This is a genomic window from Alphaproteobacteria bacterium, assembly GCA_019746225.1.
In the GTDB taxonomy this organism is placed as follows: domain Bacteria; phylum Pseudomonadota; class Alphaproteobacteria; order Paracaedibacterales; family VGCI01; genus VGCI01.
The window spans coordinates 1-16411 of the sequence record JAIESE010000012.1 but is presented as its reverse complement, the minus strand read 5'-3'; the positions used below and the strand labels follow the sequence as shown (position 1 = coordinate 16411).

General features: G+C 40.2%; 11 protein-coding genes. 5 read left to right on the top strand and 6 right to left on the bottom strand.

Going from position 1 to position 16411, the window contains the following annotated elements; genetic code table 11:
* Positions 1–122 precede the first annotated feature (122 nt).
* Together K2Y18_01595 and K2Y18_01590 are read left to right on the top strand one after the other, a co-directional pair.
* Entirely contained in the window at positions 123–1415 is a 1293-nt protein-coding gene (locus K2Y18_01595) for a hypothetical protein (GenBank protein ID MBX9804428.1), read from the top strand.
* Positions 1416–1475: 60 nt separating this feature from the next.
* On the top strand, positions 1476–1712 hold the full coding sequence (locus tag K2Y18_01590; GenBank protein ID MBX9804427.1) for a hypothetical protein: 237 nt from the start codon (positions 1476–1478) through the stop codon (positions 1710–1712).
* A gap of 4 nt (positions 1713–1716) precedes the next feature.
* Here K2Y18_01590 and K2Y18_01585 read toward each other — a convergent pair whose 3' ends face one another.
* The 6 genes from K2Y18_01585 to K2Y18_01560 form a co-directional block, all read right to left on the bottom strand.
* Positions 1717–4215, bottom strand: a complete 2499-nt coding sequence (locus K2Y18_01585; protein ID MBX9804426.1) for a hypothetical protein — start codon at positions 4213–4215, stop codon at positions 1717–1719.
* A 95-nt stretch (positions 4216–4310) separates the two neighbouring features.
* Positions 4311–4517, bottom strand: a complete 207-nt coding sequence (locus K2Y18_01580; protein ID MBX9804425.1) for a hypothetical protein — start codon at positions 4515–4517, stop codon at positions 4311–4313.
* 37 nt (positions 4518–4554) lie between these two features.
* A complete protein-coding gene (locus K2Y18_01575) occupies positions 4555–7422 on the bottom strand; it encodes a hypothetical protein (GenBank protein MBX9804424.1) in 2868 nt (955 codons plus the stop codon).
* A gap of 614 nt (positions 7423–8036) precedes the next feature.
* Positions 8037–10322 carry a patatin-like phospholipase family protein gene (locus K2Y18_01570; protein MBX9804423.1) on the bottom strand — a complete coding sequence of 762 codons (2286 nt, stop codon included), beginning with the start codon at positions 10320–10322 and terminating at the stop codon, positions 8037–8039.
* 466 nt (positions 10323–10788) lie between these two features.
* Positions 10789–10944, bottom strand: coding sequence for a type IV secretion system DNA-binding domain-containing protein (locus tag K2Y18_01565; protein ID MBX9804422.1), 156 nt, complete (start codon positions 10942–10944; stop codon positions 10789–10791).
* Positions 10945–11047: 103 nt separating this feature from the next.
* Positions 11048–12277, bottom strand: a complete 1230-nt coding sequence (locus K2Y18_01560) for a hypothetical protein (GenBank protein ID MBX9804421.1) — start codon at positions 12275–12277, stop codon at positions 11048–11050.
* A gap of 185 nt (positions 12278–12462) precedes the next feature.
* On the opposite strand from K2Y18_01560, the gene K2Y18_01555 reads away from it, so the two are divergent.
* The 3 genes from K2Y18_01555 to K2Y18_01545 all read left to right on the top strand — a co-directional run.
* On the top strand, positions 12463–13881 hold the full coding sequence (locus K2Y18_01555) for a hypothetical protein (protein MBX9804420.1): 1419 nt from the start codon (positions 12463–12465) through the stop codon (positions 13879–13881).
* Between the two features lie 440 nt (positions 13882–14321).
* On the top strand, positions 14322–16088 hold the full coding sequence (locus tag K2Y18_01550; protein ID MBX9804419.1) for an ABC transporter ATP-binding protein/permease: 1767 nt from the start codon (positions 14322–14324) through the stop codon (positions 16086–16088).
* A 123-nt stretch (positions 16089–16211) separates the two neighbouring features.
* Positions 16212–16411: ABC transporter permease (locus K2Y18_01545; protein MBX9804418.1), on the top strand; the 200-nt coding region annotated here is incomplete at its 3' end.

The window sequence follows — 16411 nt, the reverse complement described above, 5'->3', positions numbered from 1 at the left end:
GTGGACTGGGTGAATTTTACTATATTTATATTTCATGATCAAATAGCTATCTCTTTGTGTTGGCCCCAATTTTTTGATATAACTCTGTTGTACCCAACAAATCTTAGAAAGACTCGAAAATCATGAGAACTGTGGTCGCATTTCTGTTCCTATTGGCCTGCTGTCATGAGACACATACAGCGGAAAAAAAAATGTATGAGTTCATAGATTTGACAGGAGATGAGCCTGTTCTAACAATGGAGCCTACCCAAAAGCGTGCAAAAGTGTCGCCAGAAAAGGAAGCGTCACCAACACGCTCCGCCCTGAAAAGATCACCTTCACCCAAGAAAAATGTTAACGTAACTTTTCATGAAAGCACCAAAAAACATAAGCTTACATTAGAAGAAATTAGGATTATTGAGGGTGAGAAAGTCAGTTTAGAGCAAGTTCGTGATTGCACAACGGAAAAGAACCTACTGAGGGATCTTTATGTCGATGCCGCGAAGGAGGGCATTTCAGCCATCTGTGGCGAAACAAGAGAGGAAGCTCTCGCGCTCGCAAAATCGAAGAACGATGCCAAGGAATTTGAACTGCCCATCTATTTTAGAAACTATCGAATATCTGATTTGCCTTATCGGTTTACTATTGGTCGTCTCGCATTTTCACGCTTTATCTATGGAAGCGATACCCTTGAGGGTCTTTTAAAAGTAGACGCACATTTGAAGTCGGAGAATCGCGGAAAAGGTCTTTTAGTGGATGCTTTGACTCTCATTCTTGACGGTCTGGTTAAACCAATGATTGGTAATAAGTTTTTCTTTAAGCCCCTTGAGTTTCAAAAGCAACCTGAAGGGCTGGATGCGAATGGTATGGTTAAAACCACTTTTCGAGGGATTTATGCCCAATATTCGTTGACAACGTCAAGTACCTTGAACCATTCAATTCTCATTGCGACCTATTATAAGGCAGGCTTTGGCCTTAAATTAGTCAATGACACGTTGATTATGAGTTATCCACCAACCTGTTATCCTCCCGGTCCCCCTTTAAGCGAGAATGATGTCAAAACACTCATCAAGCTTGGACGCATCCTAACGCAAGGGCAGGTAATAAAAAAAGCAAATCAAGATGCACAAATGGTTCCTGGCAGCTCCCCCGTGGAGACAACCATGCACCTATCCGAAATGAAAGAGCACCCACAAATTTATAGTCTTCTTTTACCTAGAATCAAAGCTGAATATCTAAATTTGCTGAAAACAACTGAAATTTACACATTTGTAAGTGCACTCAACACATTGATGACCTTCTTCGAAGTTCCAAAAGCAGAACTTGACGCTCTCATCCCCTCTGATAAAGCATCCGGTGTTTTACTGTTTATAGAGAAAGAAAAAGATCCGCCGCAAGGCATCGAGCTTTTGAAGCTGTTTGTAAAGGCAAAGTGAATTTTTACAGCTCTTTTGAGGGTATCCCTGTAAGTCAGGCAGTTTCATGAGGCGATCGAGGTGGATGGTTGGTTTTGCACACCGTTGATTATTGAAGGAGACGCCATAACAGATATGGTGAGCGCCATAGAAGATGTTCTCCATAGCCCCGTTGGATACCCCAAACATTTGGAATTTCCTTCAGTAGTCAACCTGGTGGAAGGAAGCGTTAGCGAGAGCATGTGCATGCTTAATGGTTTACGAACAGATCGTCATACTTTCTTACTAATATCTTGTGGTGGCATTATCCCAGGGTAGATACCTATGCTCGAGCGCTGGATTTGAGAAATTCCTCAATTGAATATTGCCCATCATTTAAAGCCTTAACAAGCTTTTCCCATAATCCCTTCTTGTTTCTATGAGTTTGCATGGCCTTAAAATCACGGCCCGCATTAGATTGGCTATACCCTGCCCATTGAACGATCGTCTTAAGAGGAAATTTTGCTTTTAAGCTACCTAGTAGAATTTGATAATTTACTTCGCTATACGTTACCAAAGTCTGAGTTTCCGATTTAAATGCCGTATCAAGTTTCTGTTGGGGCTCTTCCTTTGGTTCGATTTTTACGATTGGTAAACTCACAGGACTATACCAGAGTTTAATATGATGGTTACGTGCCCTCCCCATGGCCTTAGCGGCTTCAATTAAAGTCGTCATAGGCCTTTCTAACTGGCTTGTTCTAAAGACCGGATTAAATATGGCCTCTAAACCTTCCAATTGCTGGCTTTTGCTTGATAATTTATTAAGTTGTTCTAGATTAGCATTCACGTTTCCATCACTCACGCTTGCAAATTTTAACGGTAAGAATTGAGTAAGTCTCTCATATTGATCGCAGACGTAATAAACCCGCCCCTGCATCGTTGACAGAAACTCATCCGTTATTTGAAATGTCTGTTTCAATCCATGCAAGCCTTCAATTAATTCAATTGGATCGTAACTATTGAATATAGTACTCAACAGAGAAGTAAAAACACTATTTGGTCGAATAATTTTGGTTGGAGCCAAATGAGGAAACTGTGAACTTGTAATATAATATGTACCACCCACCAAACCAAGTTGTGTATAAGCAACGATAGAATAATCCCTAAAGCTAAGCGGTGATTGAGAGACATTCTCTGAGATTTTTAAAAAGTTATAACCATCATTTTCATTAACAGGTACAATTTTTGATGTTTGTTCATCATAATGCCCAACTTTAAAGGGAGTCCCTGTATGTTTATTAACCAGCATACGGTCAGGTAATCTCATCATAACAGGGTGGGATGGATCTAACACAATTTTAGGTCGACCGTTAGCCCTTGCGTAGAGTCTTCTCAAAATATTTAAACTTTCGTGAGGACTATATTTTCCGAAAGAATATGAATTTGAATCAAGAGACCATTGTCCTGGACTCTCTAAAAATGAATACGGCATCATTAACTCATCAGATGGCACTTTAATTAATATATTTGGCTCTGAATAGTAGGCAAGCCGGGAGTCAACTTGAGATAGAGCTGCGCGCACATAACGATCCTCCTCAATTGCTATAGAGACTGCTGAAAAGTAGTCCGAGCCTCTCTCTTTAAAACGTTCATCCCAAGCTGCACAGTATCCTGTTGTTATAAGGTCAGGATAATTATTTGTCCTAATCCCGTTTTCATAATGGCTATATAAGCCAGTACCTGCAGTCGAAAGAGAAGAACCACCTGAAACAACTCTCAGTCCCACAAGGTCACTATCATGAACTCCTTCATAGAGTGTAGAACCCTGATTCTTCTCTCTTAGCGCTTTTGCCATTGCTAATTTCGATGGGTGTACCCGAATGGCTTCTCGGAGTTCTTGATAAGGTACATGGGTATTAAATGTTATCTTACTTTTTCCTGTAGGAAATATACCTTTGAGTCTGCCTTTTGGCACACCATTAAGATCTCCACCCTCGTTTTCAATGAGAAATTCCAAGGCTTTCTCTTTATTACGACGCAAATATTCCAAAAAGAAATGCCGAACTTCTTTAAGGGGCACATCATACCAACGTCCATTCACTTTCTTTTGCCATTTTGGTTCCCAGAACCCTCTCAGTAAAACTATATTTTTATCCTTATCGAGCTCACCATTAAACCGCTTCAGTGATTTATTAAGGGTCGAACTAACGGATTTATAACGATTTAAGAGAAGTACCATTTTCATTGATTGATCAAAACGGCTTTTGGATTCTTCAGCGGATTCGCCGAAAGCTTCTGAACGAAAGAGGTTTACGAACTTGTTTACATGAATTGTTTCACTTTCTAAGGCTGCCTGTAAGACTTCATCCGTCGTTTTCTTCATGGGCTTAGCATGCTCATGAGCTCTAGGATTTTCAAGAATGTCAACTAGTGTGTTAGGGGTTTCTGTCTGTTGCGTATAAAGCCTCAGAAACCCCCTAAATTCATCTTCCGCAATTCTGTAGGGTTCATGACCAGGCATGAAATCCGTTTCCATAAAAACAAGCTGGTTATGGGTTTCACTCTTCTTTGGACGCTTCCCTAATTTTTTTTTAACCCGCTCAGGCTCCTGCTTGATTAATTCCGCAGCATCCTGAATCTTCAGGGGTGGACAATAGAAAGGAACCTCTACTATGAAAGCGGAGCGATCCGCTTCTAGAGGAGCCCTCCCAGCAGCATCTATGGCTGAAACTTGATATGATGTTAATAGGACATTAAAGAGGAAAATAGCTATCGTATGAGGGATATATTTCCATAGATACTGTTTTGAATAGACATTCTTGAACATATTTAAGTATTCCATGTCTTGCTCCTTCAAACCGCTTGGTATTTTTTCAGCTTCTGAACTCATAAACCTTAATTAAACAAGATTAGCCTACTTAAACTGCATCCCTTTGTCTAGATCTGATAATTTCTTGTACAGCCTCTCTTCACAAACCCTTCAGCCACACTTGCCAATTTATGAATCTTAAATACCACCTTCGCAATCGTGTAGTCCCCAGAGCTTTGAGGGTATCCCTGTAAGTCAGGCAGTTTCATGAGGCGATCGGGGCAAAGGATGAGCTTTTCCTTACGCTGGTCATTGAGGAAGACGCCATCACGCATCTAGTGCACGCCATAGGAAATGTTCTCTATCCGAGTCCTATTCCTTTTTCTTACTATCTTCCTTTTCTTTCATGATCTCCCTCATACCGGCTTTGATGGCTTCATAGTAATGCACAATGCCACCAGAAATAATTTCCTTCAGCTCCTCATAATCTTCTATAGCTTCCGGAGCGACATTATTTCCTGTGCAAATTCTCTCCAACATAGCTTCAAAGATACCCACGGCTTGTTCTGCTGTGTGCTCGAGCGTTAGGCCATGAAGCATAAGGACTCTTGCAGTTTCTCTGGCTTTACCGGCTGGGTTCCATTGGTTTAGGAAAGTCTGGACTAATTTAGGACCTTCGACCTGCATGAATAAGGCGTCCAATTCTTTGTCTACATTTCTCAAGCCTGTAGCCACACGTTCTCGAATGCCTCTACCACAGCTTGTGCCGTCTTCGGAGCTCGTATATGCCGTAATGGACTCGTTAATAAAGCCATGAATCCACATCTCCATGCAGTCAGGACAGAAGTTCTGAATGAAGGTGACTGTTAGGCAAAGACTCTCCTCAAAGTCTTGATCACTCGCAAGTTTTGAAAATGCCGCCTTCTTGGCTTTCTCAACAAATTCTTTCGTGTAGCAGGGGCGTCCTTCTTCAGCAACGAGTGGATAGAACTGGTCAATGGCTTTTTCGATTGCGAGAGCAACGGCAGGGTAGGCGAGCAATGTAACAGCTCTGGCCTTGCAGCGATCCTTCATGTTTTGAAAAATAGCGTCATTCAACTTCATGGAAGCATGCATTTGAGTGGGTGAGGTCCTTACGGGTGCATCTGCATATTCATGGACTTCAAAGGCGAGACCCCGCCTGGCGTGTGGTACATTTTCCACAAGAAAATTATTATATAGGGCAAATTCTTCTCGGGCTTGCCTGCGGATCTCTTCTGACACCAATGGCTCAAGTCTTTCCACTGTCTCCCGGCTACCTAATTCCATACCCATTCGATATGCCTCGATGATGCGCTCAGAAAATGCTGGGTTTTGCCTTTCCTCAATAAGACGATCTAGAATGAGTTGAATGATACGCCTATTATCACTGTTAATCGCGCTATTCAAACTACTTACTAATTGTGTACCACTTGGTCTTAGGTGTTCTGGTCTTGTATTCATAAAGGTACGTACATTTGCCAAATTGGGCTCGTTGACTTGGGCTCCAAAGCAGCTGTCAACCCTCTCTTGGGAGGGGCGGACTTGTGCTTCTGTACGATTGAGAAGAAGGCTCACAGCCCTCTGATTGGCATTGCTTCGTTCCTCAATATTTACAACATGATATAATAATGCATCCATGTCTTCCACGGTGGCTTGCCGTTGTGCAGGCGCTGGGTTGAGGAAGAGGGCTTGTATATCCTCATCATCGCTGTGAAGAGCTGTTTGGCAAGCCCTACAGAATTCGTCGCGATCCAGCTTTAATACAGGGTGGGGACACTCTAATATGAGTTTCACAAATCCTATATATTTATTTCCTATTGCACGATCTAAAGCCCAAGCCATCTTATTCTGATTTGCTTGCAACTGACCTCCACAACATTTTATCAAAAGTTGAAGGACATCCAAATGGGTAGAATAAAGTGAAATCATTGTAAGTGTTCTTAAAAACGCTTTATTGATGGCCTTAGTTGTTGGCCTTTGAACTCGATCTGGATGAATGAGTATTTCAAGCAAATTGGCATCGTCATTCTCACAAGCATCTACTACGAGCTGGCCCAAATGTTTTTCATTCATTTTTATGCCAGATTTGACAGCAGCTACGAGCATATTAACGGCACCTTTATTCCCCGCCTCTCTTGCTTTTAGAAAGAGATCTACCATGGACCAAGTTAAAGGCTCTTGGCTGCTAACGAGGCAAGTGAGTAACAATTCTATCATCTCTGACTTATCAGAATGAGCGATAATGTCCCCAAGTCCTGATTCTATGGCATCTTGTGAGGGCTTCAGCCGGGTTTCACCTTCTAGAAGAAAGACCTTTGCAAGACCAATTTTGTTTTGACAAACAACACTCTCAAACATTTGGTCAACTGTCTGTTGTTCTGGTCTCACTGTTTTATCGGCACGGTTCAGAAACCTATTGGTCAGAGAAATGTTTTCTATTTCTATTGCTTTGCAAAATGCATTATTGATGGGCCACCCATAAAAACCCCCATTATTAGAATTATCTGCCACATCAAGCATGAGAGCTACGATACCGTCGTGTCCTCTATCAACCGTAGCTACCAGATGATTAAACAGAGTACCTCTAATGCGTTCAACTAAGGTAGGCGATGTAAGGAGGCAATATGCCAGATCTCCAATATTATTCGTACTGGCATGAGAGAAGAGCTGATTTAGATCCTCGTCATTTATGACCAATTGGTTACGCAAAGCATTTACAAGAATGCATTCAAGAAGCTTGTTATTGGAAGCTTTGGCCTTTTTAAATAAATCAGTTAGAGAGAATTGTATCGTTAGTTTTTCTTTTGCCATGTAGGATAAGATTTTTTCTGCAATGGTCAAATCATCACCTTCGAGATTGTCTAAGAGCAATGGTTCTAGCGCACTTTGACGAGGCTTTATTAGGTCACCGTAGGGAAGCTCACTACTGTTTAGCAAGAAGTCAAAGACACTAAATTGCTTGAAATGGGCTGCCTGTTTCATGGCTTCATTCACCACCATACAGGCTGCACCTATGCTTTGATCATGGAAGCTACGGACAATTTCCCCTTTGATGCGTTCGATAACCGCATTCTCTTCTTTGCTTACTCTCAAAGCGGGAATTGAAAGCTCTATGTCATCAGTATGGGTCGAAGCTTTCTCGGCTGCATGCACATGGGAGCATAGAAGAAGAGACATAAAGGCCGTGGCGGTGTATTTTGAGTTTAAATAATTATTCATTTCACATTTCTCTCGTTAGATTTTTTAAAATAAATAGTGGTCATTATTGTTGAAATTTCTTTTTGAATTTTGCTATTAATAACGATTATTAGTTTTAAAGTCAAGGATGATGCAAGAGTATTGGTGTATATACCTGTTCAATAACAACCTACAGGTGCAGCTTAGCTGTACTCTACAAGCCCATCAACTACTCCCTCCAGCTTATGAATCTTGTATTTCACTTTCGCAATCGGATAATCTACTGGAACCTTAAGGTATGCCTGTAAGTTTAGCAACTCCATCAAGCATAAAATCCCCAAAAATTAAAATTTGCCCCTTGAGAATTTTCATTCTAGATGTTAATGTTTTTCGTCATAACAAATTGAACTAAATCGATTTTTTGGATAATCCCATTGAGCCAGAAAAAAGAAAAACAATGGTAAACTATTTATCCATATTATGAGACTTCTATGGACGCCCAGCCATTTGGACACGCCTTCACCAAGCTCGGCGGCTTCGATGCGGAAGACGACTTTTGTGTTGTGGCTATCGGTTCCTATTTTACCACTATACTCCTGTTTTTTACCTGATGATAAATACTTGGATACTCAAATGTTCTTGCAGTGGCGACTCGATCACAAAATCTCTTCAGGAAAATGATTTTTAGCAATATATAAATCTAAACCTTCCAAGAGTGCATTGAAACGCAAAGAAGTAGAATGCTCAGTTGATATATGGTTTATGTAGCGCGTAAAATTTTCTCTGAATTTGTTAATATCAGCGAGAGAAAGTTGATCTTTTATGCCACTTAGGTAATTGGTCCAGAAAATCAGACTTGGGAGGTTCATATAAGGACTATTATAAGCCATATAGTTGAACTCCTGTCCGGTTTCACAACACTCAATGAATTTCTGCAATATATTGAATGCCATTATATTTTGGGGGCTTTGTTCACCATAACTACTTGTTTGACTATAAGAACGATTGAGAGCCTTTCCTACCACAGCTGCCGCACCTGCTAATGGATTAAATAAAGTTAACATCCCGATCGTAGCGTTTGTTGCGTTGAGTTGTGGAACATTATTTATGATTGCACTTCTTACCCTTGCTGTTAAGCCCGGAGCTTCTTTTGAAGCCATGTCATTTAATTTGGCAACCTGTTCCTTGGTAAACAAGGGTTGCTTTTCGTCAGCTATTAACAACCTAAATTGGTCCATGGGACATTTTTCAACGTTCTCCATTAAGTCATGAAAAGCATCCGATCTTTGGATGATTTCCTTAACAAACTCTCCATCAGCGCTCCAAATCATTCCGGACCATGTTTCTCCATGAGCTTTGATATCTGCTTCGGCAGCTTTAATCAGATCGCCCTTAAACTGTTCATTTTCGACTTTGCTCATCTGTTTCAATTCTTGAGTCGCCGGATCGATAACGTAAAGTGATCGAAGGAATCGTGTATCGAGATCTTTAACTTTTTTGAGAACGAATTCTTTTTCATACTTCTTCGAAAGTCCATCATATTTAACGGAAGATAGGGCCCCAAGTTTGTGTTGGATCGTAGAATGGATAATCTTCAGACTCTGCGCTTCAGGGATTGAAAAACCAAGTCGAGCAACCATATCAGCAAAGACCGGTCCAAGGGTTACACTAAACGCTTTTTGAATTGCATACTGGACATAAGCCTGACTCGTGTCGTCGAGTTTGTTCATGCCCGGATCAAGTCTTGGGTTAATTCGAACAAAGTATTGAAGTTGAGAATTGACTGCATTAATTTCATCAACACAATTCGTAAAGGCTAACTTTTCGGAAGCCACCAATGTGTTTTCCAGAATCTTTGCAACGCTAAGAGCTCCGGAATCTACCGAACGTACGTCAGGTGGTGGTGTGGTTCCTGTACCAAATGAATATATTTCATACGGATTTTGATGCGTTATTATTTCTTTTTTATAAACTAGGTGAGCCGAATTATTTGCTACTGTTCCACCATCTGATAGAAAGGCAAGACCATTTTTTGTTACCCCATTGATGCCTGGAAGAAATGTAGGGGCAGAAGAAGATGCAAGCACCGCTTCCCGTAAGGGCGTCTTATGTAATTCATCTAGATCACCATGCATTTTGTTCGTAGAGAAAACAGCTGCTTCTTGCTTGCTTTCGTTAAGGGCAACGATGTATATCGGTTTGTGTACATCTTGTAAAGTGGCATTGGAAAAGTAATCTGCGAGCAATTGAGAGAGCCCCTCATTTCCATAAGTTGCTGAAATTAAGCCAATATTAATGCCAGGGAGTGCCAATCTCCTGTGTTCATCAAAAATCTTACATCCGAATCGTGTATAAAGTTGGGCAACTTCGATAGCAGATAGGTTCGTCATAGAAAACAAACCCGCGGTTAAAATGGATCCAGTAGAGGTTCCGGTACCAACATCAAATAGGTCTCTAATGTAGAGGCGTGTTAGGTCATCCTTTCTACCCGATTCTTGAATTCTCTTTTCTTTTTGAGCTAATAACTTAAATTTTGCTTCCGAAGGGAGGTTAATGATTTCTTCCAAAACACAGAGCTCAAGGATTGAGAACAAACCTCGAACACCGCCCCCATCAAGCTGTAATATGCGACGAGTGTCACTATGACCTGTAAGTTTTGATAAATTGATTTGTATCTGGTCTTTTATATTACTATGGGCAAACATTGATAAAGAAACCGAATCTTTAAATGCATCTCTCAGTTCATCCACAATAAGATCACCGGAAGGGGAGCTGGTTGTTCTCTCACCGCATTTAGGGACGGGAGAAGATGATCTTAAGTTGAAGACCGAACTTTGGTCAGAAGAATCTCCTCCGCTATCTTGCATGGTAAATGCAGAAGATGCTGTCAAGCAAAGTACTAATGATAGCATTGCTACTTTCGAATTTAAAGTTATTTTCATATTTATTTACGCCTATTTAATAAAATTGTTGTTAATGTTGTTTTGTATAACATGTATGTATTTATCATCTTTTACATTTTCAAGTTATTATGTGCTTTTTTATATAATTATTATGATTTTTTAATTATAAAAACTAATTTATATTATGTTTTAATTAAGAAATCAATTCGAACACATATTGACTGATCAGTCTATTTCTGTCAATCTTTTTTTTTGAATCTAGGAATTGTTAAAGAGACTGGGTAAGCAAAGCACCGGCACATTCAAAAATGGGGAGCAGTATTAAAAAATTTCACAGATCTGAAATATTCTCACGTTGGTGACAATGTGATGACAATTTTTTTAGAAATTTTTGAGGAATCGGGCGAAATTCTCTCAAACAGTTGATTTTGTTGGCGCCCTCGGGGAGAATCGAACTCCCACGTCCTTTCGAATAGCAGATTTTGAGTCTGCTGCCTCTCTGAAACTATGTAGTCACAACCAGGGAAACGCCGTCACGCATTTGGTGCATGCCATAGGAAATGTTCTCCATGGCCTCAGAGACTTCTTGAACGCCCAGCCATTTAGACATATGCTCGGCAATCTCGGCGCCTTCGATGCTGAAGACGACTTTTGTGCTCATGATCTTGGACCTGAACACCCTTCTGCGGGATGTATAGAAAAGGAGAGGTTGAACACAAAGGGCTTAAACTCAAACCAACACCTACAGGGATGGCGATCGGTTCCTATTTTCCCACTACATTCCTGTTTTTTACTTTATGATAAATGGTTGGATAATCAAATGTGCCTGTTTGTTTTCGACTCGAGAGAACGACTTGCGTTTGGCTGATCACCTTCGCATCAAACCCCCCCTCAACTTGGCTTCCTCCCCCAGCTTCTGTCATGTCTGCGAGACTGTCATCATGATATTGTTTGTAAGATGACACACGAAAAACGGGCAGAAGACCAGCTTCTTCCGGTATAGCAAAATCCGAGGGGGCAAACACCTCTTCTAATTTTTGATGGAGAACACCTTGAAAGTATTCCGTGCGGAAACGTTTTTGACAAGGGCGGCAAACATCCCAAAAGGAGTAAGAGTCAAAAACCACATGAAGAATCTGGTCAATGGGAAGTAACACCTTATTGGCAATCTCCAGAATAACTTGTGGATAGGCTAAGAGCATATTATAGAACATTTCTTCTGTGTGATAAGTGCACCCTGATGGAGTATCAGAGCCCATTTTCTTGCCTGTCTTTCGCTCAACTTCTTCACCAGAAGTGGCACGTATGACGGGTAATTCAAAGAGAACATCCTTAGGATAATTATGGTGTTTGCGATGGAGATTGTATTGATATAGAGCATCATAGGGCGTTGAATTGCCTCCACTAAAAAAAACCATAGGTGATTCTGGGTAGTTTTCCTCATCAAAGTTTACATATGATCCTGGAACGAACACCTTTTCACAAACATCATCATAGGATCGTTTGACCACAAAACTGACATGGGGAACAAAAACATTCCGTTTAAATTGATACATATCATTTTTGGGATATACTTCTGCAAAAGCCCTTAGATAGTTGCCAAGATAGGCCAGTTTGTCATGGATATTAGAGGATATTTTAACGTATTTTTCAGGTTTTTTGCTGCCCAAAAATATGTCTAAAGTGCTCACCCATCTTAACCGGGCTGCTTCTTCTCCTTCTAAAAAGAGAGACTTTCTTGTCAAGGCTTTGAACTGACGATCCCGATGCTTCTTCTTGAAAGGTTGAAAGACCTCGGGAGTATCTGCTGATACTCCCCTTGGAGATTCGGAGGCTCTCAATTCTGGGACATCCCTCTCTCTTTTTCCAGGTTCAGTTTGTTGACTCGATTGTGAAGATTCCTCTTCAGCAAGCGGACCGTCGACACCATAGGCTTGAAAATTAAGAAGAGCAATCAGCAATAAACTGAAGATTATTTTAGAAGTACGTGTCATTCCCATTTCCTTTTACAAAAGTCAAGTTGAGCTTACCATTGACCTCAAGGAGAGAAAAGCCATTTCTGCCTTATCATTTACCTGAATCGAGAAGCATGATTCTTCGGCGACATTTAGTCATGTGCATTTCAATTTCAGATGTGATAGATGTATAGGTCTGTTCAATTTAAGGGGGTAAAGTTACCATGAAAAAGATTAGAAATTCCAGATTATTCATTACGTGGCTCATTTTATTCATGGGCCTTACTTCCTTCGTTTTTGGATCAGAAGAGACATCTGAAGAGAATATTAATAATAGAGCAGCTGTCAAAAAATCTTCCCATAAAAGTGGTAAAATTATGAAGGCCAAGAAGATTTCCGATGATGAGAATGTTGAGGCTTTAACTGATAAGCCTAAAGGATTAAGTCATCGTGAGCGGTCCCTCCCAAAGCCCGCGATGCCCAAGAAGGATCAGTTTGATTATGATAAGATTACGGGAGTCCTTGACAAATTCCTTAGTAAGGGAGATGTGTTTGGCGATGATGTTCAAGCCCTGGTTTTAAAATTTGAACAGAATTATAAAGCCAAACAGAAATCAGAATTAGACCTGACTGGACTTTCCTCCCGTGCGCGCATTTATCTTTTGCAAAGAGTCATAAATACAAAAGTCGCTAAGATAGGGGTTAAAGCTTATTGGGTTGACACGGGCAAGTTCTATTTGTCTGACCAATATCCAACAACTTTCAAGATTGAAGACTTTACCTACACCCTCTATGGAGGCGCAACAAAGAATCAAAAGGGTAGCGGATCGCTCTTGGGTTTATGTTCCAGCAATAAAGGTGAAAAATATGATGCCGTTCTAAAGTTTCTTGAGGGGCATAAACATTTGTACCCCGCAATTGCACAACGTCTCAAGGATCAAAAGAAAAATGGGAATCCAATCGTAAAGGATGCTGAGATTACCACCACAGTCTTAGCAAAATTTCTCAATGGTTTGAATCTCTTGCTTGATTATGAAGTCGCCCGACGCTTGGTTGAAGGGGACCCCTATTCTGACTTGCCCGTGTTGTTAAGTCTTGAGCATTTGCTTACTCATTTTTCCTCCGAAACTTTAAAAATCTTTTTAGAGGGTGAAAATGGCAATTCGCCATTTACAGGGGAGCGGAAAAAATTTGTGCAAGAAAAGATCCTTCCTATACAAGCGAAGGGGGGGAAAATCAGAACAAGTTCTTCGGTCAGAAAGATGCTCAGCTTTTCCCATAAAGATGATGAGGAATCAGGGGAAGTCTATTCTGGAGAAGAAAACGACGAGACAGAAAGTGCTTCAGTTGAAGATGAAAGTTTGAACGAAGAAATTTCAGAAGAAATACAACCAAAGCCTAAAGTGAAGGAAATGGTAAAGCAAAAAACTGCGGCAACAGCAAAAGAGAAAGCAACCACAACAAAAAAGCCCGTAGCCAAAGCCAAGGACAAAGCAACAGCAAAAGAGAAAGCAACCACAACAAGAAAGACTGTAGCCAAAGCAAAGGACAAAGAAGAACAAGTAGAAGCACCAAAGAAGACAGGGAGTTCCAAGGTTGCAGCGAAAGCAGGAAAAGCGAAGAAAGTTGTGTCAGGCGATTAGGGGAGGCTAAATCTTTCATTTTGTCAGCTAGAGGGTGAATTTCAGGGTGATGAAAAATTGATTCATACATTTCACCTAGATTGTTTTGTTGATTTAATAAACCAGTTAAACCAAGAAAACTGTGGTGCCCTCGGGAAGAAACGAACTTCTACGTCCTTTCGAATAACAGATTTTGAGTCTGCCGCCTTCTCTGAAACTATTTAGGCACAACGAGTGAGACGCTATCACTCATCTGGTGCGCGCCATAGGGAATGTTCTCCATGGTTTCTGAGATCTCCTAAACGCCCAACCACTTAGACATACGTTCAGCAATCTCTGCTCCTTCGTGGCCGTTAAGTTATTTTTGATGTGTTAATTTTGAAGTCATTTTAACCTATCTATGATGGCGAATTTACTGTAAAAAGGGAAAGAATATCAGGGAGCAAGACAAAAATAAAAATATGGATAATAAAGAGTTTCCTCATAGTGTATTAAAATTTATAATCCACTTCTTACGACCTTACTCTAGGCATTTTTTTGGCATTATCTTTATATCTATTTTGTGGGCTGCAATTAGAACCATAGAGCCTTATATTATGAAGGTTGTTTTGGATATCCTGGAAAAATCATCTACACAATATGAGAATCTGTTTTATCAATTAAAAACACCCATGATTATTTTTATTCTCATAAGAGTTTTTATGAATTTTATGAGTCGCTTCCATGACTACTTATGGTTAAAAATGATGCCCAATTTTAACAAGAATATCGTGATGCGGATGACTAAGTATGTCCAGAAGCACTCCCTGGCCTACTTTCAGCATCATTTTGGCGGAAGTCTTATTAGTAAAATATCTATGATTGCCGATACCTCAGAAACGATTTTGAATGAGTTTGTTTATGAGTTCATTTTTCCCTTATTTTCCATTTGTATCATTACGGTGACAATGGGATTCGTAAGCCCAAAATTTGCTTTGATATTAATAATATGGGCTTGTATTTTTGTTGGCATCAGCTTTTTTCTATCATTACGTGTTCAAATACTGTCCAAAGAACTATCTGAAAAATCGACCACCCTCATCGGCAAGCTCATAGATAGCATCACCAACATACTCGCCGTTCGTTTGTTTGCGCGTCGCAATTACGAAATTAAAGTTTTAGAATCCGTCGCACAAGAAAAAGTCAAGAAAGCTGAAGAGCTGGGATGGAATGATCTTAAACGTAATGCAGTCATGGACATTATGTCAAATTTCCTGATCGTTATCTTAATTTACTATCTTATCGTCGAGCGCCAAAAGGGAAATATAAGCTTAGGGGACTTTGCTCTCATTTTAACACTATCTCTGTCTGTTCTGGATATTGTTTGGGAAATAACGCACCATTATCTGAAGTTCGTAGAAAATTTTGGGAAGTGTTCCCAAGCCTTAAATACGATCGTTGTACCCCATGCTATTAAAAACAACCCAACCGCACGACCTTTAATCGTTAAAAAGGGGTCTATTGAATTTAGAGACGTTTCCTTTACTTCAGATAAGGGAAATCCCATATTACGAAACATCAACTTAAAGATTGCAGGCAAAGAGAAGGTTGGTATCGTGGGTCAATCAGGTAGCGGAAAAACGACGCTATTAAATTTGCTCGTAAGACTAATGGATGTAAATAATGGTTATATATTAGTTGATGGTCAAGATGTGAAAAGTGTAACACAAGAGAGTCTTCATCAAAATATCACTTTTATACCACAAGACCCTATGCTTTTTCATCGAACAATCCTTGAAAACATCCAGTATGGTAACTTACATGCCTCAGAGGAAGCGATTAAAGATGCGGCCAGAAAATCCTTTGCTGAAGGATTTATAAACTCGTTCCCAAAAGGTTTCCAAACTCTTGTTGGGGAAAGGGGATCAATTTTATCCGGTGGTCAAAGACAACGTTTAGCAATTGCAAGATCTATTCTTAAGAATTCGAAGATTCTCCTTCTTGATGAAGCAACCTCGGCTCTAGATTCTGAAACTGAGCACTATATTCAAGAAAGTCTGAAAGATCTAATGAAAGATAAGACCGTATTGGTTGTTGCACATCGGCTATCAACACTCCAACAGATGGATCGAATTATTGTCCTAAATAATGGGATGATCGTTGAAGAAGGAACCCATAGATCCCTTCTTATCAAAGGGGGCTATTATGCTAAGTTTTGGCATTTGCAACATGCTAGAAATTCAACCTAAATTAAATAGAAAATGGGAAAAAAGACCTCTTTTTACGAAAAGTGTATAGGGAACTTAAACCCGACAAAATACTGTTTAGCACTTGCAACGCCTAATGTTTAAAAGATTTATAGAGTTTTGCTTATGTATATAATTGCCTTACAAATGCTATTTGGTGACAAAGGAAAATACCTGGCAATGGTGGTGGGCATCTCCTTTGCTGCCCTTGTTATGACACAGCAACCTGGTATTTTTGTAGGATTATTAAGTCGAACATACAGTTTTGTGAAAGACGTCTCCTTACCGGATATTTGGGTTATGGATACTGGAGTTCAATTTGTTGA

Coding starts and splice junctions, on each gene's coding strand:
- K2Y18_01575 (MBX9804424.1), bottom strand. CDS start 7,422: ATGAATAATTATTTAAACTCAAAATACACCGCCACGGCCTTTATGTCT.
- K2Y18_01550 (MBX9804419.1), top strand. CDS start 14,322: ATGGATAATAAAGAGTTTCCTCATAGTGTATTAAAATTTATAATCCAC.
- K2Y18_01595 (MBX9804428.1), top strand. CDS start 123: ATGAGAACTGTGGTCGCATTTCTGTTCCTATTGGCCTGCTGTCATGAG.
- K2Y18_01565 (MBX9804422.1), bottom strand. CDS start 10,944: ATGAGCACAAAAGTCGTCTTCAGCATCGAAGGCGCCGAGATTGCCGAG.
- K2Y18_01580 (MBX9804425.1), bottom strand. CDS start 4,517: ATGCGTGATGGCGTCTTCCTCAATGACCAGCGTAAGGAAAAGCTCATC.
- K2Y18_01560 (MBX9804421.1), bottom strand. CDS start 12,277: ATGACACGTACTTCTAAAATAATCTTCAGTTTATTGCTGATTGCTCTT.
- K2Y18_01570 (MBX9804423.1), bottom strand. CDS start 10,322: ATGAAAATAACTTTAAATTCGAAAGTAGCAATGCTATCATTAGTACTT.
- K2Y18_01585 (MBX9804426.1), bottom strand. CDS start 4,215: ATGGAATACTTAAATATGTTCAAGAATGTCTATTCAAAACAGTATCTA.
- K2Y18_01555 (MBX9804420.1), top strand. CDS start 12,463: ATGAAAAAGATTAGAAATTCCAGATTATTCATTACGTGGCTCATTTTA.